We start from the raw sequence: 26,227 nt of genomic DNA on the forward strand, positions 1-26,227 counted from the left end.
AATTACGAATTACTACTACTATATGCAAAACAGCACCCTCATAGACGCCGCACGGGATTATGTTTTAGCTCAATATCAGCAACATCCCCGACCCGACCTGGTTTATCATAATCTGGAACATACACAACAGGTAGTACAGGCCGCTGCGCAGATAGCAGCGCATTACAATCTGCAGGACGATGAGTTGCAGGCTGCCTATATAGCAGCCTGGTTTCATGATGCCGGTTACCTGCTGGGAGAAAGCAATGTACATGAGGAAAACGGCGCCGGGGAAGCGATCCGCTTTTTACAGGAGCAGCATGCTTCCGAAGCGATGCAGGCAATGGTAAAGGGCGCCATCCTGGCTACAAAAATGCCGCAGTCGCCACATAACCTGCTGGAAAAGATCGTTTGTGATGCTGACTTGTTCCACCTGGGCTCAAAGGAATTTCCTAACCGCAACAAATTACTCAGGCATGAACTGGAGCTGAAATATCAACACGAAATTCCAGCTACCGCCTGGCTCACGAATAATATAAAATTCCTGAGCGAACATCACTACTGGACAGACTACGTAAAGACATTGACCAAACAACAAAAAGAAGAAAACCTGGAAAAGCTGAAAAAGAAACTGGAGAAAAAATCAGGAGAAGCACAAACTACCAGCGTGGTTGCAGATAGTCCGGCTGTTGGCAATACAGAAAAAGTAAAAGAGAAGAAAGCGAAGAAACCCGAACGCGGTGTAGAAACCATGTTCAGGATCACTTCTACCAATCATATCAGGTTGAGTTCTATGGCCGACAGCAAAGCACATATCATGATCTCGGTCAATTCCATTATCATTTCCTTTATGCTCACCGTACTGGTAAGGCGACTGGAAGACTATCCCAATATGATCATTCCATCTGTGATCTTTTTATTCACCTCCGTTACTACCGTTATCTTCTCTGTACTGGCTACCCGACCGAACGTAACCAGTGGTACGTTTACACGCGAGGATATTTCAAAGAAAAATGCCAACCTCTTATTCTTTGGTAATTTTTATAAGATGAAACTAGACGAATATGAGTGGGGAATGAGACAGATGATGGAAGATGCAGATTTCCTCTATGGCAGTATGACCAAAGACGTGTATAACCTGGGTGTGGTGCTGGGTCATAAATATAAACTGCTGCGCATCTCTTATAATATATTCATGTTTGGGCTGATCGCCTCTGTACTGGCGTTTATGATCGCCGCTATCTTTTTTCCGGTAAAAGCATAACTACGCATGGGTGTTCCTTTATATAACCGCGACCTCAGCTGGTTGTCGTTTAATTACCGGGTGTTGAAAATGGCAGGCGACGAACGGGTACCACTATACGAACGTATCCGGTTCCTCTCTATTTTCTCTTCCAACCTCGATGAATTTTTCCGGGTGCGGATGCCGGCCGTACTGGCTATTAACCGCGTGCTGGAAAAAGATCCCGATGCCGGTAGTGATGAAGCCCTTACCCCGGATACCTTACAACAGGTGTTGCAGGAAATAAACCGGCAGCAGGTAGAATATGGACAGATCCTCACCGGCAGTATTATGCCGGCCCTGTTGAAACAGGGTGTGGAACTGATTTACAACCAGGATGTACAGGGAATCGTTAAAACATGTACCCGTAATTATTTCCTGACAAATATCCTCGCCTATCTGCAACCGGTATGGTTGAACAACCAGGAGAAAAAACTCTTTCCCGAAAACAATGCTTTATATCTCGTAGTGACATTGATCCCGGAGGGAAATGCATCCGAAAGAGAATATGTAGTCGTGAACATCCCCGCTGCATTAAACCGCTTTATTACCCTGCCCGGTGAAGATGGCGTATTCCGCATCGTCTTTCTCGATGATGCTATCCGCGCACATCTCGCCTATATATTCCCGGGATATGCAGTACACAGCAGTCATAGCATTAAGCTCACGCGGAATGCAGAAATGGACATGGATGAGATCAAAGGCGATATCCTCGAAGAGGTAGAAACGTTGATCCGTAAGCGTGAGCTGGGCGTGCCTACGCGACTGTTATATGATGCCGCACTGCCCACACCCGTACTTCATTTCCTGGCAGCACAGTTTGATGTAGCCACAGATGAAATGATACCGGGTGGCCGCTACCACAACCTGAAAGACCTCGCAGACCTGCCCATGCCGGCAACGTTGAAAGATGCTTTATATCCCCGTGTAGCACTGGCACAAAACCCGACAACTGCTAAAACCGATTATATGCTGGACCTCATCCAGCAGGAAGATATATTGATCCATCTCCCCTATCAGCAATACGATCATATTCTGCGCTTCTTTAATGAAGCCGCCATTGACGGGGATGTACAGGAAATCTATGTAACACTATATCGCATTGCATCCAGTTCGCAGATAGCACAGGCGCTCATCAGCGCCGCCAGGAACGGCAAGCAGGTAACGGTTTTCGTAGAACTGAAAGCCCGCTTTGATGAAGCCAATAATATACGGTGGTCTAAAAAGATGAAAGAGGCCGGCGTAAAGATCATCTATAGTATTCCCGGTATGAAAGTACACGCCAAAACCGCACTGGTAAAGCGCAGGCGCGGCTATCAATGGGATTACTCCGGATTGATAGCCACCGGTAATTTCAATGAAAGCACTGCGCGGTTCTATACAGATCATGTGTTATTTACCGCCCACACCGGTATTACACGTGAAATGGAATTGTTATTCCTCTATCTGCAGAGCCGCGAACAACCAACAGCCTATAACTTTCTTCACTTTGAACACCTGCTTGTTGCCCAGTTCAATATGACAGACCGGTTTACGGCTTTAATAGACCGGGAAATTGCGCATGCACGGGAAGGCAAACAGGCGTTTATCCACATCAAGATAAATAACCTCCAGGAGAAAACGATGATCGCCAAACTGTATGAAGCCAGTGAAGCCGGCGTACAAATAAACATGATCGTACGCAGTATCTCCTGCCTCGTACCGGGTATCGCGGAAAGCAAAAATATCCGCGTCATCCGGATCGTAGACCGCTACCTGGAACATGCGCGGGTGTTTATCTTTTGCAATAACGGACAGGAAGAAGTATACATGGGCTCCGCCGACTGGATGAACAGAAATCTGTACCGCCGCATCGAAGTATGTGTACCGGTGTATGCACCGGCATTACAACAGCAGCTGAAAGATATCATTGCTTTGCAACTGGCTGACAGCAGCAACGCACAAAATGCGATACAGTCCTATGTGCGAAATATAGTGTAAATTAGAGATCGCAGTTTAAATGATTTTTTATGAAGAAGTATGTATGGACATTGTTGCTGGGCATTGCTTTCGCCATTCCGGCGGTGCATGCGCAAACACATGACCTGGAGCACATTTACAACCCCGCTGCTGATGCAAAAGCAGACATGGCTGCCGCTGTAAAACAGGCAGCGGTAGAAAACAAACATGTATTACTGCAAATAGGTGGCAACTGGTGTATCTGGTGCAAGCGATTGTATAAGTTCATTGAAGATAATGCGGAATTAAAGGCTGCTGTGGAAAAGAACTATGTAGTATATCATCTTAACTACAGCAAGGAAAATAAAAACCTGCCCATCCTGAAAGAGCTGGGATACCCGCAGCGTTTCGGTTTCCCGGTACTCGTAATCCTGGATGCAAAAGGCAACCGCCTGCACACACAAAACTCCGGCCTGCTGGAATCAGCAGATTCATATGATAAGAAGAAGCTGGCAACATTCCTGAAACAATGGTCACCGGCGGCGTTATTGCCATCCAACTATATCAATGAATAGCCCCGCTATGGAAAAAGGCTTGATCACACTCAACACAGATGTTGTGCAATCTTTTATGAAGTTTGCACAACATCCGTTTAAGTTTTCAGCCTACCTGTGCTGGAAGCTGCCTTCCGCATGGCTTTCCGGTGTAAGATTACAATCCCTGCAAGCAGACCGCTGTATTACTTCCGTACCTTATAGCTGGTTATCACAAAACCCCTTCCAGTCTACTTACTTCGCCTGTCTTGCTATGGCAGCGGAAATGAGTACAGGCTTACCTGCCATCATGTATGTGCGCAGTGCACCGAAACGTGTATCCATGCTTGTTACCGATATGAAGGCCACCTTTGTGAAGAAAGCAACCGGTCTCACTTTATTCACCTGTGCAGAACTGCCTGCGTTGAAAGCGGCCATAGAAAGGGCGCTCAACGAACATGAGGCAGTAACCATAACCGTCAACAGTGAAGGTCATGACAAACAAGGCACATTAATTGCCTCTTTCGCCATCACCTGGTCTTTTAAAGGTAAATCGTAAATGGTGATCATCACTCACCCTAAAACACTGATATGAAAATAGCATTTCATGGCGCGGCCCGCACCGTTACGGGTTCCAAGCACCTTATCACACTTAAGAATGGTAAAAAGATCCTGCTGGATTGCGGTATGTTTCAGGGCATGGGCCAGGAAACAGATGAACTGAACCGCGACTTCGGCTTCGACCCCCAGGAAGTCACCTACATGGTACTTTCCCATGCACACATTGATCACTCCGGGCTGATTCCGCGATTGGTTAAATTAGGCTATGATGGCGACATCTTCTGCACACCGGCTACCCGCGACATGACCGAAATACTCCTGATGGACTCCGCAGAAATACAACAGGATGATGTGAAATTCACCAACAAAAAAAGAGCCCGTGACGGACGCCCTTACATAGAACCATTATACACTGTAGACGATGCAAAGAATGCTATCGGATCGCTGAAACCCACCGGCTATAATACCTGGACTAACATCGATCCCGACGTGCAACTGATGTTTACCGATGCAGGACATATTGTAGGCGCCGCCTCCGTACACCTGCGTATTACAGAAAACGGGAAAACAGAACAGATCTCTTTCAGTGGCGACATTGGCCGTTACAATGATGCGATCCTGAAATCACCCGCTACTTTCCCGCAGGCAGATTATATTCTGATAGAATCTACCTACGGCAGCACCTTACATGCTGACGCCGCTCCTGCTGATGATGAACTGCTTCGTTATATCAGGGAAACCTGCGTAGAGAAAAAAGGTAAACTCATCATCCCGGCTTTCAGCGTGGGCCGCACACAGGAACTGCTGTATGCCCTTAACAATGCACAACTGAAAGGCAAGCTGCCCAAAGTAGATATATTCGTAGACAGCCCGCTCTCCACAGAAGCTACGGCCGTTACCAAAGCACACCCGGAAGTATTTAACAAAGAAGTATCTGACCTCCTGAAAAGAGATGATGATCCATTTGATTTTCCGGGGCTGCGATATATTAAAACAGTAGATGAATCTAAAAGTCTGAACTTCCGCAAAGAGCCCTGCGTGATCATTTCAGCATCCGGCATGGCGGAAGCAGGCCGTGTAAAACACCACATCGCCAATAATATTGACGAAGCACAAAACACCATCCTCATTGTAGGTTATTGCGAGCCGCAATCGCTCGGTGGCCGGCTGATGCGCGGTGCGAAAGAAGTTTCCATTTATGGCACCCGCTTCCAGGTAAATGCGGAAGTAGGCGTCATCCGCTCCATGAGCGCACATGGCGACTACGAAGACCTCAGCCAATGGCTGGCATGTCAGCACCCCGCAGATGTAAAGAAATTATTCCTGGTACACGGAGAATATGATGTACAACAGATCTTCCGCAACTGGCTCATTAAAAAAGGCTTCCTGGATATAGAAATTCCGGAGCGGCATTTTGAAATAGGACTGAAATAGACCAGGATTAAAGGATAAAAGGATTTATAGGATTGAACAACGAGATAACAATACAGGTAACTGTTTTTGCTCCTATCTCGTTGTTCAATCCTATAAATCTTTTTATCTGTTAAATCCTGGTCATTCTTCCACAAGCGGAAACCACAAATTAACCCTTGTTCCGGTAGCATTTCCTGCTCCATCTGTCAGGTCTTCAATATCGAAGCTGGCAGCAACATTAAACATGCTGTTATATAAGTGTAGCCTGTCGCGGGTGATTTGCAGGCCGCGGGAGTGATGTCTTTGTTTATTCATGCTTTTGAGGGCGGTTGCTTTTTCCCTGCCCACACCATTGTCTTCTACCGTACACAATACGCGGTCATCTACTACCTGGAAAGTGATGATCAGTTTCGCTTTTGTTTTTATGTGGAGTAGTCCGTGCCAGATAGCGTTTTCCACAAAGGGTTGGATGATCATGGTGGGTATTTCCACCATATCGGCATCCAGTTGCGGATCAATGATGATGTGGTATTCAAACTGGTCGGCAAAGCGCAGCTTTTCCAACTCCATATAGTTGGTGAGCATGTTTACTTCCCGTGAAATAGTAATATTATTCAGTTGTGAATTATCCAGTACGTTGCGGATCAACCGGGCAAAGCGGCCCAGGTAGGACAATGCCTGCTCTGTTTCGTTTTTCATCATGAATGTCTGGATGGAGTTGAGCGCATTAAAGATGAAGTGCGGATTCATTTGTGCACGCAGGGCGGTCATTTCCAGTTGCGCCATTTGTTGTTGTATGGCAGTGCGCTGCCTGGCTTCTCTTTTAATACTGGAAATCCGCAACCTGAAATACAGGTATATGAGCGCAGCAGCTATCAGCAGGCATAACAGCCGGAACCAGGGCGTTTGCCAGAAAGCCGGCTTTATATATAATTGCAGTACACTGATATGATCAGAAAAGGTACCCGCGGTATTTACAGCCCTTACCCGGAAACTATAACTGCCTGGCGCCAGGTTGGTGTATTTGGCTAAGAGAATATCTTCCGCGCTCACCCAGTTTTCATCCACACCTTCCAGCTGATAATAGTACCGGATCTTTTCGCGATGATATTGCAGGCTTTTAAATTCTATACTGATGAAATTCTGTTTATGGGTAAGCATCACGGGTGCACCGCCATGCAGTGCCGCTTCTATCAGCACGCTGCTGTCCAGTGCTTTCAGGCTTACAATGGTTACATCGGGTGGCGGTGGCGCCACCTGGAGACTTGTGGGATCAAAAGATACAAAGTGATCGGAGGCACCCACAAGCAAATGTCCGTCCTGCATCTTTACAATGCGGCGGCGTACTTTCCGGTCGTTGTCGATGATATCATCTGCCTGAACGAATGTTTCCAGTTTTTCCCCTGGTATAGTGAGCCGGTAGAATCCATACTGTGTAGTAAACCATATTTTGCCGGGCACATCTTCCTGCATACTGAGCACCCATTCATCAAACAGCTGCCCGTTGATCCTGAGTGGGCGATACGTTTTCCTGATGGTATTAAAGATCCACAAACCATGATCAGTACCGGCCAGCAGCATGCTGTCGTTGTATTTGCGCAGGGAGGTGATATTGGTATAATAATGTGAATCCCATTTGAAAGATTGTGTGGCGGCTATTTTCCTCGTGCGTGTATTGAAGAGTATCAGTCCGCCGCCGCTGGTGCCGAGCCACAGCAGAGAGTCATCCTGCGGTACTATCTGCATAACAGACAACGGTCGTCTTAGCGAATCTGTCAGTTCATTGTAGTGGTAAAAAGTATTTTGCTCCGGGTTCCAGCTGGACAGTCCTCTTTTATACAGCCCGATCCAGACGATAGTATCCTTTTGCGACAGCAGGCACAATGGCGTTTGTTCGCATAATGCCGGTGAAGAGAGATGTGCGGTAAATTCCCCTGTTGCGGGATTGAATAAAGAGAGGTTCCCACTCTCCTGTCCGACGACGATGGTCCCGTTTTTCAATTCGGCGAAACTCCACACCAGGCCGCGCTCTTCCGGCAAAGCATGTAATGGGTCACGTACATTATGTACATAGTTCTTGATCAGGTTTAGTTGTGAGGATAACCGGCTGAAACCCTTTCCCCAGTAGCCCACATATACGTCACCGTTAGTGGCCTGCATAAGGCCGGTTATTTCCCCCATGGGAAGTTTAGCGGAGGTATTCGGAAAGGAGGTTCTGTGGTCCAGCAGACGGAATGTTTTATTATGCAGGCTAAGGATATTTATACCATGATCCGTGCCTATCCACAGGTGTCCTTCGCGGTCACTTAAAAAGCAGTTGGTTTCATAGTCGTAGCTGAAGCCGCGTTCATCGCTATTATCTGCTGTGATATTTACATCAAAGTCCCGGGTGTTTTCATTGTGGCGGAAGATGCCTGCTTTCTCTGTGGCTACCCATACATTTTTTTCACCGTCGGCCATCACATCAAAAATGGCATTCCAGTTTTCATTAGGGGAGATGCCTTTTTTTGCGGGTGTGGGCGCTAAAAAATCATAATCCATCAGCTGGCGGGTAGCAGGATTGTAGCAATACAATTTGCCCCTGCGGCCAGCCAGCCATACGCGGTGTTGCGGATCTGTAAATATCTTTTTGAAGCTGTTGGGGATGGTTAATACCGGCAGCTGTTGCGGGTTATTAGTTGGGCTGAATAGTTGCTTCCGTTGACGATCCAGGATAAACAATTTGTTCTCACCACTGATCCAGAGGTTACCTGATTCATCTTCCATGATGGCATCCTTCATCTGTTTCCGTTCGGCTTCGGGTATGGTCGTTACTCTTTTAAAGTTGAAAGCTTTTTCATCAAAGCGCATAAGCCCATCAAGGGTGGTGGCCCATATCACACCATCCCTGTCCTGCACAATATTGCTGCATTGCAGCCCCTGTGGAAGGTCGGGCATGTTATCTACCTTCAGTGTTCTAATAAGCGTTGTAACGGGGTCGTATACACGAATGTTATCAGGGGTGCCCATCCAGATACGGCCTTTGGTATCTTCGCACAAACAGATATCATCGTAGTAAATAGAGCCTGGTACCCGATCGAAATTGGCAATGGTAACAAGGTTGGTACCATCGTAGCGTTGTAATGCAGTGCTGGCAATCCACACAAAACCTTTACGGTCCTGCAATATAGCCGATACGTGGTTACTTGCTAAACCACTGTTAATATCAAGATGCTTAAAGTAATAGGATACATGAGGTTGCTGTCCTTTTGCCTTACCAATATATAGTACCACCAACAGCAGGTAAAAAGTGTACCTGGCTGCATGATGCCATCGTTGTTCATTTGCCTTAATCCACTTTTCTATCATCGCGGTCTGGGAAAAAATAGCGGTATGTATTAAATGTACTAAATGTTATGATGATTTTAAACAACTATCATCAATGTGCGGATTGTAGGATGCAACTGGTAGGAAAACATGCTATAAAATGAAAAAAGGACCTCTTTGCAGAGATCCTTTTTTGTACCACGTACGGGAATCGAACCCGTGACTCCTCCGTGAAAGGGAGGCGTCTTAACCCCTTGACCAACGCGGCGTTTTTTGTTTCGGATTGCAAAGATAGGGAAATGTTTTACATCACAAAATTTTTTTCCATTCTTATATAAAATGCTTTGTCTTATCGCTTCATCAGTGTTTTAATCCGGCTATCAGGTTTATTGTTAAGGCTACTACAAAAGTGTTGAGAACAAAAGAAAGCAGTCCGTGTACAAGTGCGGTGCGCCTGATGATGCGCGAATCAATTTCCACGTCCGACACCTGGAACGTCATGCCTATTACGAAAGAAAAATAAGCGAAGTCAAGATAATCCGGTTTTTTCTCTTTCGGAAAACTAAGTCCTTCTGCATGCCGGGTACTATCCTGTTCATCATCATCATAAAACAGGTTTGCATAGTGAAAACAAAAAGTAGTGTGTACCATAAACCAGGAAGCCAGCATACCACCAATTGCTACCGGTAAATAAATAGTTCTGGCAATACTGCCTGCTTCAGGAGAAAGCATCAGTAATAATACGGTGATCATGCTGGCAAAAGAAGCCAGTAATACGATAACCGTCACAAAAGCGCGGCTACCGTCATCAATGCGGGCCCATTTCCGGATCTCCTCTACCGGACGTTTAAAGAATACGATCCAGCCGGTACCAATATAAGAGAGTGCAAAAACATCCCACAACAACATATAGAATACCAGCAGGCTGAAAGTTGTTCCAGTGACCAGGAGCAGGATAAAAACGATGAATGTGAGCCCCAGGCTAACAAGGATACGTTGAAGCGGATGGAGGCTTAGTAAAATACCGACGGCTTGCTTGCTCTTCATAAGCGTATTATAAATTATGGTAATGACACTTAAAAGTAAGGGTTTTGTGTGCTTCCCGGAGCAGAAAAACAGGAAGGAGGTGCAGGGTATGGGGTAAATTAAAAAAGGACTTCTTTGCAGAAGTCCTTTTTTGTACCACGTACGGGATTCGAACCCGTGATTCCTCCGTGAAAGGGAGGCGTCTTAACCCCTTGACCAACGCGGCGTGTCGTTTTGGGATTGCAAAGGTATGATCTTCCCCCGTATTTCCAAAAAAATTTTCATTACCCTAAATTTATATTGATTAATAGTGGTATTGATTGTAAATTCGCTCTCGATTTTTTCATACTCAAATCTCGATGTAAAATGGGAACTACTCTCAAAATTGGTATTAATGGTTTCGGTCGCATAGGCCGTTTGGTATACCGCCAGATTTACAAAATGCCCGGCATTGATGTGGTAGCTATCAATGATCTCACCAGCCCTACTGTGCTGGCGCATTTGCTGAAATACGATTCGGCGCAGGGTAGGTTTGATGCAGATGTTAAACATTCTGAAAATGCAATCAATGTGAACGGTGAAGATGTGAAGATATACGCACAGCGGGATCCGTCTCAGATTCCATGGAAAGACCATGGTGTTGATGTAGTGATCGAGTGTACCGGTTTCTTTGCTGACAGAGACAAAGCTGCTGCACACATTACTGCCGGCGCAAAAAGAGTAGTAATATCCGCTCCTGCTACCGGCGATCTGAAAACGATCGTGTTCAACGTTAACCACCTGATTCTGGATGGCAGCGAAACTGTTATCTCCTGCGCTTCCTGCACCACCAACTGCCTGGCTCCAATGGCTAAAGTATTGCAGGATACCTATGGTATCGCTACCGGTTTAATGACAACTGTACACGCTTACACCAACGACCAGAACACCCTGGATGCTCCGCACCCCAAAGGTGATCTGCGCCGCGCCCGTGCTGCTGCTGCCAACATCGTACCTAACAGTACCGGTGCTGCAAAAGCAATCGGCCTGGTTTTGCCTGAACTGAAAGGTAAACTGGACGGTAATGCACAACGCGTTCCTACCATCACTGGTTCTTTAACTGAGCTGACAACCATCCTCAACAAAAAAGTAACGGTTGATGAGGTGAATGCAGCCATGAAAGCAGCTGCCAATGAATCTTTCGGTTATACCGAAGATGAAATTGTAAGCTCTGATATCATCGGTATCAACTTCGGTTCACTGTTTGACGCTACGCAAACTAAAGTGATCACCGTAGGCGAACACCAGATGGTTAAAACCGTATCCTGGTACGATAACGAAATGAGCTATGTATCACAACTGGTGCGTACTGTGAAGTACTTCGCCGGTCTGATCAGCAAATAATTATATAAGTACTCCCGGTGCAAACCGGGAGACTTTATATTCCGTGGAACTACACCATAGCAGCAATATGCCAGATAACTTTTGGTTGAATACTTGCTTTGTGCTGTGGATCCGCGGTTTTTTTTATTGACTTAACCTTTCCGTTATTTAAATTGAGCTTTATGAGTAAATTCTCCGATTATAACTTCAATGGCCGCAAAGCCCTGGTACGCGTGGATTTCAACGTCCCCCTGAACGATAAATTCGACATCACCGACGATAACCGTATGCGTGCTGCTGTACCTACCATCAAAAAGATCCTGAAAGATGGCGGCGCCGTTATACTCATGTCCCACCTTGGCCGCCCTAAAGATGGCCCTACCGATAAATATTCCTTAAAACACCTCGTATACCACCTCATCTCCCTGCTGGACGGCACTACCGTAAAGTTTGCGGAAGACTGCGTAGGTCCCGTTGCTGAAAAAGCCGCTGCTGACCTGCAAATGGGCGAAGTACTGCTGTTGGAAAACCTGCGCTTTCACAAACAGGAAGAAAAAGGCGATGCCACTTTTGCAGAACAACTATCTAAACTGGGCAACACATATGTAAATGACGCATTCGGTACCGCCCACCGTGCACACGCTTCCACAGCGGTTATTGCACAATACTTCGCACCGGAAGACCGTATGTTCGGTCTCCTCATGGAAGCAGAAGTAACCAATGCAGAGAAAGTACTGAACAGTGCCGAATCTCCTTTCACCGCTATCCTTGGCGGCGCGAAAGTAAGCGATAAAATACTGATCATCGAAACCCTGATGGATCGTGCCAATAACATCATCATTGGTGGTGGTATGGCTTTTACCTTCCTGAAAGCACAGGGTAAAGAAATCGGCAACTCACTCTGCGAAAACGACAAACTGGACCTGGCCAACGAATTGCTGGAGAAAGCTACTGTAAAAGGTGTTCAACTGATACTCCCTGTTGATTCCGTTGCAGCGGATAAATTTGCAGAAGATGCAGCCACACAAACTGTTTCCAACGATAATATTCCCGCCGGATGGATGGGCCTCGACATAGGACCTAAGTCCATCGCACTTTTCAGCCAGACCATCCAGGCCTCCAGAACCATTTTATGGAACGGGCCAATGGGCGTGTTTGAAATGAAAGCTTTCCAGGCAGGTACCAAAGGTGTTGCTGATGCCATCGTTACCGCTACTGAAAAAGGAGCGTTTTCACTGGTAGGCGGCGGCGACTCTGTTGCAGCTGTCAATAAATTCGGACTGGCCGATAAAGTAAGCTATGTATCTACCGGTGGTGGCGCTATGCTCGAGTTCTTTGAAGGAAAAGAACTGCCCGGAATCGCAGCCATCGCATAATTGAGAGATTTTGTTATTTTGTTATTTAGATATTTAGCTTCAGTGGAAAATCTACCATTGAAACGAAATATCTAAATACATAAATAGCAAAATCTCTTTCTCATTATACCCCCAATATGAAAAAACGCCTCCTCTTCTATCCTGTTATCATTGGCATTTTTGCAGCATTGATCTGGGTGATACTGCAACAGGGGCAATTGCTGCCTGTTAAGCAGAAAGTGGTCGTTGCAACCACCGCTGCCGCAGGTACTGCTACCACAATAACAGCAACTCCAGGTACAGGTTCCTGGTGGCAATACCTGGATAACCTGCAACATCCGCTTAGCCTGTTACTGTTACAGATCATTATGATCATGCTGGCTTCCCGCCTGTTTGGCATCCTGGCCAATAAAGTAAAACAACCGGCAGTAGTAGGTGAAATCATTGCCGGCGTGTTACTCGGCCCTTCTTTACTGGGCTGGATTACACCGTCGTTCTCCTCCTTTCTGTTTCCTGCCGACTCTTTAAGGAATTTACAGTTCCTCAGCCAGATAGGATTGGCCTTTTTTATGTTCATTGTAGGTATGGAGCTGGACATCAGTAAAATCAGGAATAAAGCACATGATGCGGTCATGATCAGTCATGCCAGCATCATTATACCCTTTTTCCTGGGCGTTTCGCTGGCCTATTTCCTCTTTACCGGCTTTGCACCTGCATCGGTAAGTTTTCTCTCTTTCGCCCTGTTTATGGGCATCGCCATGAGCATTACCGCATTTCCGGTGCTGGCACGTATTGTTCAGGAAAGAAAGCTGACCGGTACGCCATTGGGTACCATGGCTATTACCTGCGCCGCAGCAGATGATGTCACCGCCTGGTGTATATTGGCTGTGGTGGTGGCTATCGTAAAAGCCGGCGGAGTATTGAGCGCCGTTGTCACCATTGTACTCGCCATTGTTTTTGTCATGTTTATGCTGATGCTGGTACGTCCCTGGCTGGATAAAACCATAAACAGGCAAATTGCAAAAGGCCAGCAGAAAGCGGCTATATCGCTGGTATTTTTTGTGCTCCTCGTGGCTGCTTGGCTGGCGGAGGTTATTGGTATCCATGCCTTATTCGGCGCGTTCCTGGCAGGTGTGATCATGCCACAGCAGGCTGGTATCAAACAACTGCTGACAGATAAGCTGGAAGATGTAAGCGTTTTGCTATTACTCCCTATCTTCTTTGTGTATACGGGTTTAAGAACCCAGGTAGGACTTCTTAACCAGGGGCATTTGTGGGTGGTGTTTGGTATGATCATGACGGTGGCGGTAGTTGGGAAATTTGGTGGCAGCACCCTTACAGCGCGGTTGATGGGACAGTCATGGAAGCAGTCAGTATCTATAGGGGCGCTCATGAATACCCGCGGTCTGATGGAACTGGTGGTGCTTAATATTGGCTACGATCTTGGTATTTTATCTCCCGAAATATTTGCTATGATGGTATTAATGGCACTGACTACCACCTTGATGACCGGGCCTATACTGGACCTCGTAGCCTATTGTGAAAAGAAAAAAGGAATATTGGCGGTGTAGTTATCTATCTATATAAAACATAAAAAATCCCGTGTCTGCTGAGCCGACACGGGATTTTTTCATATTGAATAACTGATTACTTTTTTGCAATTGGCCTTTTGGTAGCTGTATGCTTCTTGGCAACGGTGTGTTTTTTTGTAGCTGTATGATGCCGGGTGGTGGTAGCTTTTTTAACTACGGGGCTTTTTACAGCCATTTTCGCCGGAGGCGGAAATTTGCTTTTATCCACGCCTATTGCCTTATCATCCAGGGTCAGCTGTACAGATTCTTTCAGCATTTCATCTTTCTCAGCCATGAACTGTTTCATCTTTTCCTGGGGAATACGCAGGTCATAGTTGTTCTCGGGGCTTGCCATCGCTTTGGCAAAACCGGGATTAAAGCGGTCCAGCTGGGCTACTGACATATCCAGTTTTTTAGCAATTGCTTCCAATCTGTATTTGCCGGTAACATTTATTTCTACGGTACTGAAGATTTCATCTTCTGTCAATGGTCCTCTTGCAACGGGAGCAGCAAAGCTTCCGTTTTCAGTGGGCTGTGCGGCCAAAGTGTTATCGTCGCTTACACCAAAGAAGTTGTTGAATCTGTCGAGGATATAACCGGTAGCGATAAATTTATATACATGATTACGTGATTCTGCGGGCAGGAAATACTGCATACCCCAGAAATCTTCACGGCCGCTGGCTTTCATAGCGCGTTGTACGCCGCCGGCGCCGCAGTTATAGGCGGCTACTACCAGTAACCAGTCACCAAACTGATCATACAGTTTGTTGAGAAACTGTGCTGCAGCCAGGGTAGATTTATAGAAATCCTTTCTTTCATCCACCTTTTTACCTACGCTCAAACCGAAGATGCGGGCAGTACCGGCCATAAATTGCCAGGCGCCTACCGCTCCTACCCTTGAACGTGCATTGGTATTAAAGCTGGATTCTATGACTGCGAGGTATTTCATTTCCTCGGGGATACCGTGTTCGCGGAAAACTTTTTCCACCATAGCGAAATAGGGTTGTCCCTTTTCGATCATTATCTGAAGATGCTGACTGTACCTGGTGGCGTAGTTATTTACATAGCCGGCAACAAGATTGTTATTGATCTGTTCATACACTTTCGGGCTGCCGATCGTGTTGGGCAGGCTTTCTGCTGCTTTCTTTACCGCGATAGAGGTAGGGGAAATATGTACAACTGTATCTTTTGGTAAATGTACCTTACGATTCAATTTTATGATACTGGTGTCTGGTGCTGCTGTGGCAGGCACCGTCTCTTTAGGTACGCTATTGCTACCCATTACCTCTACACTCCCTAAACACAAGGCCGGCAACAGCAACAGTAAAAAGATTTTTTGCATAAATTTTATTTTAAACAATAGCAGCCCGTTCGATTGTCATCAGTTGATGAGCAATGTTTAATAAGGCCGCTTCGTCGAACTTCTTTGTGATAATCTGAACCCCATATGGCATCCCGTTTGAATGCTGGTTCAGTGGAATTGATATGGCCGGAACCCCGGCCAGGTTTGCTAATACCGTATAAATATCTGCCAGGTACATAGCAATAGGATCGTCTGTTTTCTCTCCTAATTTAAATGCGGTTGACGGCACCGTTGGCATTAAGATGGCGTCATATTCTTCCAGTATGTCGTTGAGTTTGTCTGTTACTAATCTCCTAACCTGTTGTGCCTTAGTATAATAAGCGTCGTAGTAACCGGCACTGAGAACGAAAGTCCCTAGTAATATACGACGTTTTACTTCTTTTCCAAACCCTTCAGACCTACTTTTTTTGTAAAAATCAGTCAGATCCAGGTCTTTTTCTGCGGTTCTGTGCCCATATTTCACCCCATCGTAACGCGACAGGTTGGAAGATGCTTCTGCCGTTGTGAGCACATAATAAGCGGGTACTACATAATCCAGGTGCTCGAAACTCTTGCCTGTAACGACATGGCCGAGTTGCACGAGGTTTTCGAAGAAATCAATGTATCCTTCCTTCATTTCCGCATCCAGCCCCTCGTGATACTGTGCATCCCTTAAATACGCGAATTTGAAGGATTTATTGTTTGAGAGATGTTGTTGGTAATCGGGAACTTCCTGTTGGGAAGCAGTACTATCGAACTCATCCGGTCCTGCCATGACCTGTAATACTGCGGCCACATCGGCAATATTCTTGCCAAAAATGCCAATCTGGTCAAAAGAAGAGGCATAAGCGATCAATCCGTAGCGGGAAATACGGCCGTAAGTGGGCTTCAGGCCTACAATACCACAAAAATCTGCCGGTTGACGAACAGACCCGCCGGTATCACTACCCAGGCTCACCTGGCACAGATCCGCCTGCACTGCTACCGCAGAACCACCGGAAGAACCACCCGGCACACGGGTAGGATCCAGTGCATTCAACGTAGGACCGAAAGCAGAATTCTCATTGGTAGACCCCATAGCGAATTCATCGCAATTGAGATTACCAATGATAATAGCATCCGCTGCCAGCAGTCTTTCCACCGCTGTAGCTGAAAACAGGGAAGTAAACCCTTCCAGTATATTGGAAGCGGCACTTACATTATGGCCTTTATAGCAGATTACATCTTTAATGCCTATCACCACACCGGCCAATGCGCCAACTGGTTGCCCGTTTTTTATACGTTCATCCAGTTCGCGCGCTTTTTCCAGGGCCTCATCCTCGTAAACTTCCAGGAAGGCATTTAAGTGTTTTAGCTGTGCTATACGCTCCAGGTAATAACGTACCCTCTCCGTACAGCTTGTACTGCCGGCGTATAATGCTTTTTGGAAAGTAATTATACTGCTGAATTCAGTCAAAGCTAAACCAGTTAAAAATTGAATAAATCAGGATAAATCTCCTTACCGGAGTCCTACCAGGTTATGCGTTATGTTTTTCATCTGTAGCAGATGCAGATGTGTGCGTTTCCACGGCAGGTACCGTTGTGTCTACAGCTGTATCAGTAGTAGCTGGTTGAACAGGTCTTTCTTTCATACCTTCTTCAATCTCCTGGCGCACGTTGTTTTTGGCGTCATTAAACTCACGGATGCCTTTACCAAGGCCACGCATTAATTCAGGGATCTTTTTACCTCCAAACAGCAATAACACTACGACAGCGATTAAAAGCAGTTCAGACATACCTATATCCTGAAGAATTAAAAACGATGATTTTACAAAAACAGCAGTCATCTTCTCAAATGTTTATTTAAGTTAAGGCAACAAAGATAAATTATAAAATCCGCTTTTTTATCTGTCTAACCGTGATCTTGTCGTTTTTAATACCATTTTAAGAACACGAAAAAAGCGGAACCGGAATGGTCCCGCTTTTAACAAATTTCCCTGTATTTATACTAAACCCTTTTTTCTTTGATACGGGCTTTCTTACCAGCACGTTCGCGCAGATAAAAAAGTTTCGCTCTTCTTACTTTACCCACCTTGTTCAACACGATACCATCGATGTTGGGAGAGTAAAATGGAAACAGTCTTTCCACACCAATGCCATCAGAAATTTTTCTAACAGTGAAGGATGCCGTAAATCCTGTACCCTGGATTTTTAACACATCACCTTTAAAGGACTGAATCCTTTCTTTATTACCTTCCACGATCTTATAATTGACAGTGACGTTGTCGCCTGCTTTAAACTTCGGGTACTGTTTGTTAGCTGTCAGTTGTTCGTGAACAAACGAAATTGCGTTCATCTTTCAAATATTTATGGGAGTGCAAAAGTAAGTTAAGAAACGGCATTTACCAAATTAATCCGTGATAAATCTTGTGATTAGCTGATATTGCCATTAATAACATTTCTAAATCATTAGTTTACAATATGTCCGGACGGCGCTCCGTTGTACGTTCCACCGCCTGTTGGTGACGCCAGTCCTCAATTTTTTTATGGTCCCCGCTCAGCAGGATATCCGGCACCTTCCAGCCACGGAACTCTACCGGCCTGGTATATACAGGCGGAGCCAGCAGGTTGTCCTGGAAAGAGTCGAATAAGGCACTGGTTTCATCATTCAGCACCCCTGGCAACAGGCGGCCGATAGCATCTACCAGCACAGCCGCGCCCAGCTCTCCGCCAGACAGCACATAATCACCTATAGAGATCTCTTTGGTGATAAAATGATCCCTGATACGCTGATCAATGCCTTTATAGTGCCCGCATAGCATCAGCAGGTTGCCTTTGAGCGATAGCTGGTTAGCCATCTGCTGATTCAGCGTTTCGCCATCAGGTGTCAGGTAGATAATTTCGTCGTACTGCACTTTTGCCTGTAAAGACTCAATAGCATTGACAATAGGCTCCAGCATCATCACCATCCCGGCGCCGCCGCCAAACTGGTAATCATCCACCTGGTTGTGCTTCAGGCTGGAATAATCCCTGAGCGGGTGCAGATGCACCTCCAGGAGCCCCTTTGCCTGTGCCCGCTTCATGATGGAGTGGGAAAGCGGACTTTCCAGCAGCTCAGGCAACACAGTAATGATGTCTATTCGCATAAGTTCATTTTGGGATTTAGTTATTTTTCATTTAGTTATTTGAAATGCAGCGGAGATACCCCGGAAAACCAAATCTCTAAATACAAAAATCAAAAAATCAAAGAATATTTAAACGCTGGTGTATAGTTCAATCAGCCCGTCCGGCAGGTCCAGGTGTACTACCTGGTTTTGCTTGTCTACTTTTACAAGTGATTGCTCGTTAATGGGTAGCAGGGCTTCTTTTCCTTCAATCAGCACCTTTACCAGCACCTGCATGGGCATTTCGATCACTTCCTCGATAGTACCCAGGAGGCCATGCTGTGCATCCATGACGGTAAAGCCGAGGAGTGCCAGCGGGGCGGAAGAGGCTGTTTGCTGTTTAAAGTCTTCCTCCAGCAGGTATACCTGTCCGGGCATCAGTTTCTGGGCAGCTTCTTTTGAATCCACCCCTTCCAGCCTGATATACACCTGTTCAGCGTCCTTGATGGTCACCTGCTCCACAAAGTAGGGAATAAAGCTTTTTTTGCGCTCTTCCAGGAATACAACGGTTACCCCTTTCAGGGCCGATCTTTTGCCAAGACTGTGCCTTAAAAGCAGCTCTCCCTGTAATCCATGGGCCGACACCAGTTTGCCGATACTGAAATAATTGCTCATAAAATAGCTTTGGGCTGTAAAACAGCCTTCAAATTTGGTGCTGGCGGAAGGCAAAAGCATTATTTTTTGGCCTGTCACCAGCTGTACAGAAATTAAAAAAGGAAATATTTGCGGTGCAAATATTTCCTTTTTCAGGTATTGTTAAAACGTTGCCGTTTTATGCTTCTGTACCTTCTCCTTCTGTAGCTTCAGGAGCCGGAGCTTCTGTAACCGGAGCGGGAGCAGCAGGAGTTTCTTCTACCCTTCTAACGATCGGGGCAGCTACTCTAGCTTTCCTTTGACCGTCGCGGCGGGCAGAAACTTTCTGTTCGTGTTCGGCCTGCCATTGTGCAAACTTCTGGTAAGCAGTAGGCTCGTCGAACAGGTTCAGGGTAACACCTCTTAACAGGTGTTTCAAATACAATACACCTTTGAATGACAGAATTCTTCTAACAGTGTCAGTAGGTTGTGCACCTTTCTGCAACCAACGCAATGCTTTTTCAGTATCGATGTTGATAGAAGCTGGAACTGTTAACGGGTTGTAAGTCCCGATTTTCTGGATGAATTTACCATCCCTTGGGGCGCGTGCGTCGGCTACTACGATAAAATAGAAAGGCCTTTTCTTCGCGCCATGTCTCTGCAGTCTGATTTTTACTGGCATAAATAAGTCGAGTTATTTTTTGCGAGTTAGGAAATATTGTTTAATTAGGGATGCAAATGTAATCCGTAAATTGATATTTGCAAAAAAATATTTATTGAGAAGCTGATTTTATCGCACCATTCCTTTCAAACCCTTGCCACCAGCGCCAAACTTATTCATCATTTTCATCATCTGCCGCATCTGTTCAAACTGTTTCATGAACTGATTCACGTCCTGGATGTCCTTTCCGCTGCCTTTTGCAATGCGTTTCCGGCGGCTGCCGTCTATTACATCCGGGTTACCGCGCTCTGCAGGTGTCATGGAGTTGATCATGGCTTCAATGCCCTTAAATGCATCGTCGCTGATATCCAGGTCCTTCACGGCTTTTCCCACACCGGGGATCATACCCATCAGATCTTTCAGGTTACCCATCTTTTTGATCTGTTGCAGCTGTTCCTTGAAATCATCAAAATCAAACTGGTTCTGACGGATCTTCTTTTCCAGCTTTTTGGCCTGTTCTTCGTTAAACTGGGCCTGCGCGCGTTCTACCAGGGTGGTGATATCACCCATGCCCAGGATACGCTGCGCCATACGTTCAGGGTAAAATACGTCGAGGGTATCGAGTTTTTCCCCCATGCTCACGAACTTGATGGGCTTCTCTACGGTGTATTTGATCGTAAGGGCCGCACCGCCGCGTGTATCGCCATCCAGCTTAGTAAGTACTACCCCGGTGAAATTGAGGCGCTCATTGAAGGCCTTAGCGGTGTTTACCGCATCCTGGCCGGTCATGGAGTCAACCACAAACAGGATTTCCTGTGGATTTACCGCTGCTTTCACATCGGCTACTTCTTTCATCATCATTTCATCCACTGCCAGACGACCGGCCGTATCGATGATAATGATGTTAAAACCATTAGCTTTTGCGTGTTTGATCGCATTTTGAGCAATATCAACCGCATTTTTATTTTCAGGTTCGCTGTACACTTCCACCCCGATCTGCTCTCCCAGCACTTTCAGCTGGTCAATCGCTGCCGGGCGGTAGATATCTGCCGCTACCAGTAAAGGCTTTTTCGCCTTCTTGGTTTTGAGGAAATTAGCCAGTTTACCGGAAAAGGTAGTTTTACCTGAACCCTGCAAACCTGCTATGAGTACAACGGAAGGATTTGTTTTGCTATCAAATTCGGCTTCGGTACCACCCATCAGCTCGGTCAGTTCGTCCTGAACGATCTTTACCATGAGCTGTCCGGGAGAAATGGCGGTCAACACCTTTTCACCCATGGCTTTGTCCTTTACCCTATCAGTAAATTCCTTGGCTATTTTATAGTTCACATCCGCATCCACCAAAGCACGGCGGATTTCTTTGACAGTAGTTGCTATATTTATTTCGGAGATACGGCCTTCCCCTTTAAGCTGCTTAAACGCGGAATCCAGTCTCTCTGATAATGATTCAAACATTGTTGGTATTTTAAACGGACTGCAAAAGTATTGTTTTTGGTCGAAAGCAGAAAGTGTGAGCGGAATAAAAAAGATCAGGGAAGATAAAAGCAGGTTTTCCGCTTTTATCTTCCCTGACGGGTATAAAAAGTTTAATAGCTATCCAAGATAATTCCGCAGCAATTTGCTTCTGGAGGTAGTTCTGAGTTTTGTAATGGCTTTATCCTTGATCTGGCGTACGCGTTCGCGGGTCAGGCCAAATTTTTCGCCGATATCTTCCAGTGACATGGGATGTTCTACGGCGATGCCGAAGTACAGCATGATCACATCTTTCTGCCGGTCTGTTAAAGTAGAGAGGGAGCGTTCAATTTCACGGCGGAGTGAATCATGGTGATCCAGTTCTTCGTCTGCGCTCACGGCATTTGGATTTGCGAGCACATCCAGCAGGGAATTGTCTTCTCCATCAATAAACGGTGCATCCATGGATACGTGACGGGCAGCAACGCCAAGGGTGGCTTCTACTTCGTCTGTATTGATTTCGAGGATGGTGGCCAGTTCATCAGGGGATGGTTCTCTTTCAAATTCCTGTTCCAGCTGGGAATACGCTTTACTGATCTTGTTGCTCAGGCCCACTTTGTTGAGCGGGAGGCGAACAATCCTGGATTGTTCAGCCAAAGCCTGCAGGATCGATTGGCGGATCCACCATACGGCGTAGGATATGAATTTAAAACCGCGCGTTTCATCAAAACGTTGAGCAGCTTTAATTAACCCCAGGTTCCCCTCATTGATCAGATCGCTGAGCGACAGACCCTGGTTCTGATACTGTTTGGCAACGGACACCACAAAGCGCAGGTTAGCTTTCGTTAGCTTTTCCAATGCCCTCTGATCGCCCTGCTTGATCCGGATAGCGAGGTTTACCTCTTCTTCCGGCGTAATTAAATCCACTTTCCCAATCTCCTGTAAATACTTTTCCAGAGACTGAGACTCCCTGTTGGTAATGGATTTAGTGATTTTAAGTTGGCGCATTGACATATTGTCGGAACAGTTACAGGTTAATAAAAAGTTAAGATTTGATGAATGCCTGACAAAAATAACTTTTTTTAGATGCCGGCCAAAAAAAATCTATAGTTTTTAAATCATTTTCAAATTAAATCGATTGATCTTTACGAGCTTGTTATTTCACACTGAACCGGCCATGAGCCGGGCACAGGGTAGTGATTTTCCATATATGAATAATTAACATTAATATTTTTATTAATATCTACATTTAAGCTAAAGTGTATAAAGTTTTATAAGAATAATTAAAAAAAAACCGTAAATTATTTTGACAGACTAAAATATTTTCTATAATTGCAACTGGATGATATTGATTTACTAATTATTTGAGAGATGTCTAAGAAAGTGCTTTATGAATTAGAATTCCCGGTTAGGTGTTCACCCGGTATCCTGTATGAATTCCTGTCAACCCCTGCCGGATTGCAGGAATGGTTCGCAGACAGGGTTGATTTCAGGGATAATGTTTTTTCCTTTTCATGGAATGGCACTGCGGAAGAAGCGGAAATTCTGGAGCAGGAGGAAGATGAATATATACGGCTACATTGGCTACACGCGCCAAAAGAGGAGTATTTTGAGTTCCGTATACAGATTTCGGAAGTAACCAATATGACTATCCTGGTGGTAAAAGATTTCGCTGAAAAGAAAGAAATCGCAGACCAGAGTCAATTATGGGACTACCAGGTGAAAGATCTCTTTCACCGTATCGGAAATTAAGCCCGGCCTTTATTGTTCAACAAACTGAGTAGGGTTGCATAAGCCGCCACTATTTCAGTAATTATTCCACCCCAATGCTCCAGTGCAAATGGTTTGGCCAGTTTAATAAAACTATACCGGTCGACCATTTCCTTCCAGTCTTCAAAACTGACATCGCCTATGAACTTGTAATTCCCGTTTTCAAAATCGTGTTCCCAGGGATCTTCCTGCTGATATACCTGAAACCCGGCTGTAGCCAGTTTCGTGTATCCATCAACCAGCGCCTCCCTGAATGTTTCTTTTACAGTTCCCGCCAGGTGCAGGGTACAGCTAAAGTAATGCCCCCACCAGAACATGGTTCTGAATGCAAATACCGCCTTTTTGCTAAAATATCTCGGATAATCCAGCATCACCCAGGGTAATTGCTTGTACTGCTCCCCCTTCGAAATCTTAGGCCCCTGCTGCAGCCATTCCGGCTCAAAAGGAAAATCCGATCCCCGGTCATATTCCGCCAGTTCCTCCTGCAGCCTGCCCATCATTACCATCACCTTTTCCATCGCACTATTCTTCAACTGTATAAAATGAGGGCTATACACGATAGAAGCCTCCTCCGGCGATAAATAAAAATTTTCCATATAATTTAACGGTATTTTCAGACGCACCTTAACACTCCTTTGTGAAATCGTACTAACTTTACAAAGATTTTGAGATTTATTTATTTGTTTATTTTGAAATTTTGAAATTTAAAAATGCAGCGAAGATTATATTTTATGCACGATATCGGTCTTCGCTGCATTTTAAATTCCAAAATAAAAAAATAAGTAAATCCCGGAATAAAAAGTCTTATCAGTGAAAAAACTCGACAAACTAATTATAAAAACATTTCTGGGTCCATTCGTTGCTACTTTCTTTGTGACATTGTTTGTACTGGTCATGCAGTTCCTGTGGAAATACGTGGATGATCTGGTGGGTAAAGGGCTGGATACCGGTGTGATCATTCAGCTCATCGCCTATACCAGCGCCACATTGGTGACACTGGCCCTTCCCCTGGCCGTATTGCTGTCTTCCATCATGACCTTCGGTAATCTTGGTGAGAGTTTTGAACTGGTGGCACTGAAATCTTCCGGCATTTCCCTGCTCCGTTTTATCCGGCCGCTGCTGTTTGTGTGTACGGTTATTGCTTTTCTCGCGTTTTTATTTGCCAACTATGTGATCCCGGTGGCCAATCTGCAGGCAAAATCTTTACTCTACGATATTACCAACTCAAAACCCGCCTTTAACATCAAGGCAGGTGTGTTTTACCGCGATATTCCCGGCTATACCATTAAAGTAGCGCAAAAAGATAAGGATAACCAGACCATTCACCAGGTAATGATCTTTGATCATCAGAACGGTGGCGGCGACAAAATTATCCTGGCAGAGAAAGGACAGATGGTGCTAACGGCCAACAAACGCTTTCTGTACTTTATCCTCGATAACGGGTGGCGTTATGAGGAAAGAGGTAACCGCGGCTACACCGTGCCCGGTGATATGATCCGGCTGGGGTTCAAAAAATACAGCAAGGCATTTGACCTGAGTTCATTTGCCTTTAACCGCCTGAACATGGACCTGTTTGCCTCCAACCAGCAGATGCTGAATGTGCGGCAGCTGGATGTAGCCATCGATTCCCTGCAAAAAATAGAAAATCAGTTCAGCAAAACCGTGAACGCCTACGTTACCATGCGATTCCCCTTTGCCAGATGGAAAGATACCGGCTGGGTAGCTACCGCTCCCCCACTTAAAGTAAAGGACTTTGAAGAAATGATCCCGGAAAAAAGCCGCCGCAGTGTACTGGAAAGATCGGAACAAAATATCCGTGAAACACAAAGTGCGCTGGAAACACCCACAAAAGAATTTGAAGACAAACATACCAGCATCCTCATGTTTAAGGTGGAATGGCAGCGCAAGTTCACACTGGCAGCGGCCTGTATTGTTATGTTCCTCATAGGCGCTCCCCTTGGATCTATTATACGAAAAGGCGGTTTGGGTACTCCTCTGGTGTTTGCAGTGATCTTTTTCGTGATCTTTAATATTTTCTTCATGGTAGGAGAAAAGATGGCAAGAAGTGGTGTAATGCATACCTGGTCGGGAATGTGGCTCTCAAATATGGTCCTGTTGCCGTTTGCAGGCTTTTTGATTGTAAAAGCCATGAATGATTCACAATTATTCAATAAAGAATTTTATTTTCGCATTATTCAAAAAATAAGAAAGTTCTTACGAAGCTTTAGAAAACAACCTACAACTTAACAAAAACGTACAGACTTGAAAACGCTGTTTACACTGTTCAGAAAGAACGCCTACTTCTTTCTGCCCTTCTCCCTATGGATTATAGTGGGAGGAATACTGCTGGCCACCTACAGCCAACGGGAATTATTTCTCAGTATTAACGGAGAACATTCCTTTTGGGGGGATGTATTGGTAACGGGTATTACCTACCTCGGCGATGGTATTATGTTTGGAGCGATCCTGCTCCTGATACTACTCATGCAGAAGTTCAGGTTATTCTTTATTGGCCTGGCCGTTTTTCTACTGACGGCCATCATAATACAGATAGCCAAACATTATTTTAACGCCCCCCGGCCCCTTAGCTATTTTGGTGACGAGGCCGGTACCCTGGTACACACCGTAAAATGGGTAACTGTACACGGTAGTTGCAGTTTCCCATCCGGACATTCTGCTGTTGCCTTTGGCATGTTCAGCTTCCTGACCCTTATGTTAAACAATAAAAAGTTGGGATTACTGTTTATAGGACTGGCGCTCAGCGCAGCCTACTCCCGCATCTACCTGGCACAACATTTTTTTGTGGATGTATATGTAGGTAGTATTGTGGGCACACTATGTACTGTTCTTGTATATGGGTTCTTCGGATTCCGTAATTCAGCCTCCGCACCGGAGCTGTGTGCAGAAGCCGTGATGAAAGCCAATACAACAACGGCATAGCTAAGAAATTTTTAAATTGT

At 45.5% G+C, this 26,227-nt stretch carries 23 protein-coding genes and 2 tRNA genes; 11 read left to right on the top strand and 14 right to left on the bottom strand.

What is annotated here, in order from left to right:
- The first annotated feature begins 22 nt into the window (after positions 1-22).
- Genes ABQ275_RS20900 through ABQ275_RS20920 form a run of 5 tightly spaced genes read left to right on the top strand, consistent with a single transcriptional unit; the run spans position 23 to position 5,727 of the window.
- Complete coding sequence (locus ABQ275_RS20900) at positions 23-1,243, top strand: Pycsar system effector family protein (RefSeq protein ID WP_349315079.1); 1,221 nt, start codon at positions 23-25, stop codon at positions 1,241-1,243.
- Between the two features lie 6 nt (positions 1,244-1,249).
- Positions 1,250-3,241 (top strand): polyphosphate kinase 1, encoded by a 1,992-nt coding sequence (gene ppk1 / locus ABQ275_RS20905; RefSeq protein ID WP_349315080.1) that lies wholly within the window; start codon positions 1,250-1,252, stop codon positions 3,239-3,241.
- 29 nt (positions 3,242-3,270) lie between these two features.
- Entirely contained in the window at positions 3,271-3,774 is a 504-nt protein-coding gene (locus tag ABQ275_RS20910; protein WP_349315081.1) for a thioredoxin family protein, read from the top strand.
- 7 nt (positions 3,775-3,781) lie between these two features.
- Positions 3,782-4,291 (top strand): DUF4442 domain-containing protein, encoded by a 510-nt coding sequence (locus tag ABQ275_RS20915; RefSeq protein ID WP_349315082.1) that lies wholly within the window; start codon positions 3,782-3,784, stop codon positions 4,289-4,291.
- A gap of 32 nt (positions 4,292-4,323) precedes the next feature.
- Complete coding sequence (locus ABQ275_RS20920; RefSeq protein ID WP_349315083.1) at positions 4,324-5,727, top strand: MBL fold metallo-hydrolase; 1,404 nt, start codon at positions 4,324-4,326, stop codon at positions 5,725-5,727.
- A gap of 120 nt (positions 5,728-5,847) precedes the next feature.
- Here ABQ275_RS20920 and ABQ275_RS20925 read toward each other — a convergent pair whose 3' ends face one another.
- The 4 genes from ABQ275_RS20925 to ABQ275_RS20940 form a co-directional block, all read right to left on the bottom strand.
- Positions 5,848-9,054, bottom strand: coding sequence for a two-component regulator propeller domain-containing protein (locus ABQ275_RS20925; RefSeq protein ID WP_349315084.1), 3,207 nt, complete (start codon positions 9,052-9,054; stop codon positions 5,848-5,850).
- A gap of 154 nt (positions 9,055-9,208) precedes the next feature.
- Positions 9,209-9,280, bottom strand: a tRNA-Glu gene (locus tag ABQ275_RS20930).
- A 92-nt stretch (positions 9,281-9,372) separates the two neighbouring features.
- Positions 9,373-10,059: a DUF1345 domain-containing protein gene (locus ABQ275_RS20935; protein ID WP_349315085.1), complete on the bottom strand. Its 687-nt coding sequence runs from the start codon at positions 10,057-10,059 to the stop codon at positions 9,373-9,375.
- Positions 10,060-10,192: 133 nt separating this feature from the next.
- A tRNA-Glu gene (locus tag ABQ275_RS20940) sits at positions 10,193-10,264 on the bottom strand.
- Positions 10,265-10,404: 140 nt separating this feature from the next.
- On the opposite strand from ABQ275_RS20940, the gene gap reads away from it, so the two are divergent.
- The 3 genes from gap to ABQ275_RS20955 all read left to right on the top strand — a co-directional run bounded on the left by gap (position 10,405) and on the right by ABQ275_RS20955 (position 14,326).
- On the top strand, positions 10,405-11,421 hold the full coding sequence (gene gap, locus ABQ275_RS20945) for a type I glyceraldehyde-3-phosphate dehydrogenase (protein WP_349315086.1): 1,017 nt from the start codon (positions 10,405-10,407) through the stop codon (positions 11,419-11,421).
- Positions 11,422-11,582: 161 nt separating this feature from the next.
- A complete protein-coding gene (locus ABQ275_RS20950) occupies positions 11,583-12,776 on the top strand; it encodes a phosphoglycerate kinase (RefSeq protein WP_349315087.1) in 1,194 nt (397 codons plus the stop codon).
- Positions 12,777-12,892: 116 nt separating this feature from the next.
- Positions 12,893-14,326: a cation:proton antiporter gene (locus ABQ275_RS20955; protein ID WP_349315088.1), complete on the top strand. Its 1,434-nt coding sequence runs from the start codon at positions 12,893-12,895 to the stop codon at positions 14,324-14,326.
- Positions 14,327-14,402: 76 nt separating this feature from the next.
- On the opposite strand, the gene ABQ275_RS20960 is transcribed toward ABQ275_RS20955, so the two are convergent.
- From ABQ275_RS20960 to ABQ275_RS21000, 9 genes are all read right to left on the bottom strand, one after another.
- Positions 14,403-15,668 carry a lytic transglycosylase domain-containing protein gene (locus ABQ275_RS20960; protein WP_349315089.1) on the bottom strand — a complete coding sequence of 422 codons (1,266 nt, stop codon included), beginning with the start codon at positions 15,666-15,668 and terminating at the stop codon, positions 14,403-14,405.
- 10 nt (positions 15,669-15,678) lie between these two features.
- Positions 15,679-17,124, bottom strand: a complete 1,446-nt coding sequence (gene gatA, locus ABQ275_RS20965; protein WP_349315090.1) for an Asp-tRNA(Asn)/Glu-tRNA(Gln) amidotransferase subunit GatA — start codon at positions 17,122-17,124, stop codon at positions 15,679-15,681.
- Between the two features lie 61 nt (positions 17,125-17,185).
- Positions 17,186-17,443 (bottom strand): twin-arginine translocase TatA/TatE family subunit, encoded by a 258-nt coding sequence (locus ABQ275_RS20970; protein WP_349315091.1) that lies wholly within the window; start codon positions 17,441-17,443, stop codon positions 17,186-17,188.
- Positions 17,444-17,655: 212 nt separating this feature from the next.
- The gene (gene rplS, locus ABQ275_RS20975; RefSeq protein ID WP_349315092.1) at positions 17,656-18,003 is read right to left on the bottom strand and encodes a 50S ribosomal protein L19; all 348 of its coding nucleotides are present in this window, start codon (positions 18,001-18,003) and stop codon (positions 17,656-17,658) included.
- A 118-nt stretch (positions 18,004-18,121) separates the two neighbouring features.
- Positions 18,122-18,793, bottom strand: a complete 672-nt coding sequence (gene trmD, locus ABQ275_RS20980; protein ID WP_349315093.1) for a tRNA (guanosine(37)-N1)-methyltransferase TrmD — start codon at positions 18,791-18,793, stop codon at positions 18,122-18,124.
- Positions 18,794-18,901: 108 nt separating this feature from the next.
- A complete protein-coding gene (rimM, locus tag ABQ275_RS20985; protein ID WP_349315094.1) occupies positions 18,902-19,426 on the bottom strand; it encodes a ribosome maturation factor RimM in 525 nt (174 codons plus the stop codon).
- 157 nt (positions 19,427-19,583) lie between these two features.
- Positions 19,584-20,066, bottom strand: a complete 483-nt coding sequence (rpsP, locus tag ABQ275_RS20990) for a 30S ribosomal protein S16 (RefSeq protein ID WP_349315095.1) — start codon at positions 20,064-20,066, stop codon at positions 19,584-19,586.
- 108 nt (positions 20,067-20,174) lie between these two features.
- On the bottom strand, positions 20,175-21,500 hold the full coding sequence (gene ffh / locus ABQ275_RS20995; RefSeq protein WP_349315096.1) for a signal recognition particle protein: 1,326 nt from the start codon (positions 21,498-21,500) through the stop codon (positions 20,175-20,177).
- Between the two features lie 138 nt (positions 21,501-21,638).
- Entirely contained in the window at positions 21,639-22,505 is an 867-nt protein-coding gene (locus ABQ275_RS21000; RefSeq protein WP_349315097.1) for an RNA polymerase sigma factor RpoD/SigA, read from the bottom strand.
- Between the two features lie 363 nt (positions 22,506-22,868).
- On the opposite strand from ABQ275_RS21000, the gene ABQ275_RS21005 reads away from it, so the two are divergent.
- A complete protein-coding gene (locus ABQ275_RS21005) occupies positions 22,869-23,249 on the top strand; it encodes an START-like domain-containing protein (protein WP_349315098.1) in 381 nt (126 codons plus the stop codon).
- On the opposite strand, the gene ABQ275_RS21010 is transcribed toward ABQ275_RS21005, so the two are convergent.
- Entirely contained in the window at positions 23,246-23,863 is a 618-nt protein-coding gene (locus tag ABQ275_RS21010; protein ID WP_349315099.1) for a hypothetical protein, read from the bottom strand. The genes ABQ275_RS21005 and ABQ275_RS21010 overlap by 4 nt on opposite strands.
- Before the next feature lie 214 nt (positions 23,864-24,077).
- Here ABQ275_RS21010 and ABQ275_RS21015 point away from each other — a divergent pair, with 214 nt between their 5' ends.
- Positions 24,078-25,514, top strand: coding sequence for an LptF/LptG family permease (locus ABQ275_RS21015; protein ID WP_349315100.1), 1,437 nt, complete (start codon positions 24,078-24,080; stop codon positions 25,512-25,514).
- Positions 25,515-25,529: 15 nt separating this feature from the next.
- Positions 25,530-26,207 (top strand): phosphatase PAP2 family protein, encoded by a 678-nt coding sequence (locus tag ABQ275_RS21020; RefSeq protein WP_349315101.1) that lies wholly within the window; start codon positions 25,530-25,532, stop codon positions 26,205-26,207.
- Positions 26,208-26,227: the final 20 nt, after the last annotated feature.

Source organism: Chitinophaga sp. MM2321 (assembly GCF_964033635.1).
Taxonomy (GTDB): domain Bacteria; phylum Bacteroidota; class Bacteroidia; order Chitinophagales; family Chitinophagaceae; genus Chitinophaga.

Bases quoted from the DNA above. Each gene is read 5' to 3' on its own strand.
- ABQ275_RS20955 (WP_349315088.1), top strand. From the start codon at position 12,893: ATGAAAAAACGCCTCCTCTTCTATCCTGTTATCATTGGCATTTTTGCA.
- ffh (WP_349315096.1), bottom strand. From the start codon at position 21,500: ATGTTTGAATCATTATCAGAGAGACTGGATTCCGCGTTTAAGCAGCTT.
- ABQ275_RS20935 (WP_349315085.1), bottom strand. From the start codon at position 10,059: ATGAAGAGCAAGCAAGCCGTCGGTATTTTACTAAGCCTCCATCCGCTT.
- ABQ275_RS20915 (WP_349315082.1), top strand. From the start codon at position 3,782: ATGGAAAAAGGCTTGATCACACTCAACACAGATGTTGTGCAATCTTTT.
- ABQ275_RS20900 (WP_349315079.1), top strand. From the start codon at position 23: ATGCAAAACAGCACCCTCATAGACGCCGCACGGGATTATGTTTTAGCT.
- ppk1 (WP_349315080.1), top strand. From the start codon at position 1,250: ATGGGTGTTCCTTTATATAACCGCGACCTCAGCTGGTTGTCGTTTAAT.
- ABQ275_RS20960 (WP_349315089.1), bottom strand. From the start codon at position 15,668: ATGCAAAAAATCTTTTTACTGTTGCTGTTGCCGGCCTTGTGTTTAGGG.
- rimM (WP_349315094.1), bottom strand. From the start codon at position 19,426: ATGAGCAATTATTTCAGTATCGGCAAACTGGTGTCGGCCCATGGATTA.
- rpsP (WP_349315095.1), bottom strand. From the start codon at position 20,066: ATGCCAGTAAAAATCAGACTGCAGAGACATGGCGCGAAGAAAAGGCCT.
- ABQ275_RS20920 (WP_349315083.1), top strand. From the start codon at position 4,324: ATGAAAATAGCATTTCATGGCGCGGCCCGCACCGTTACGGGTTCCAAG.
- ABQ275_RS20970 (WP_349315091.1), bottom strand. From the start codon at position 17,443: ATGTCTGAACTGCTTTTAATCGCTGTCGTAGTGTTATTGCTGTTTGGA.
- ABQ275_RS20950 (WP_349315087.1), top strand. From the start codon at position 11,583: ATGAGTAAATTCTCCGATTATAACTTCAATGGCCGCAAAGCCCTGGTA.
- gap (WP_349315086.1), top strand. From the start codon at position 10,405: ATGGGAACTACTCTCAAAATTGGTATTAATGGTTTCGGTCGCATAGGC.
- ABQ275_RS21000 (WP_349315097.1), bottom strand. From the start codon at position 22,505: ATGCGCCAACTTAAAATCACTAAATCCATTACCAACAGGGAGTCTCAG.
- ABQ275_RS21005 (WP_349315098.1), top strand. From the start codon at position 22,869: ATGTCTAAGAAAGTGCTTTATGAATTAGAATTCCCGGTTAGGTGTTCA.
- rplS (WP_349315092.1), bottom strand. From the start codon at position 18,003: ATGAACGCAATTTCGTTTGTTCACGAACAACTGACAGCTAACAAACAG.
- trmD (WP_349315093.1), bottom strand. From the start codon at position 18,793: ATGCGAATAGACATCATTACTGTGTTGCCTGAGCTGCTGGAAAGTCCG.
- ABQ275_RS20925 (WP_349315084.1), bottom strand. From the start codon at position 9,054: ATGATAGAAAAGTGGATTAAGGCAAATGAACAACGATGGCATCATGCA.
- ABQ275_RS21010 (WP_349315099.1), bottom strand. From the start codon at position 23,863: ATGGAAAATTTTTATTTATCGCCGGAGGAGGCTTCTATCGTGTATAGC.
- ABQ275_RS20910 (WP_349315081.1), top strand. From the start codon at position 3,271: ATGAAGAAGTATGTATGGACATTGTTGCTGGGCATTGCTTTCGCCATT.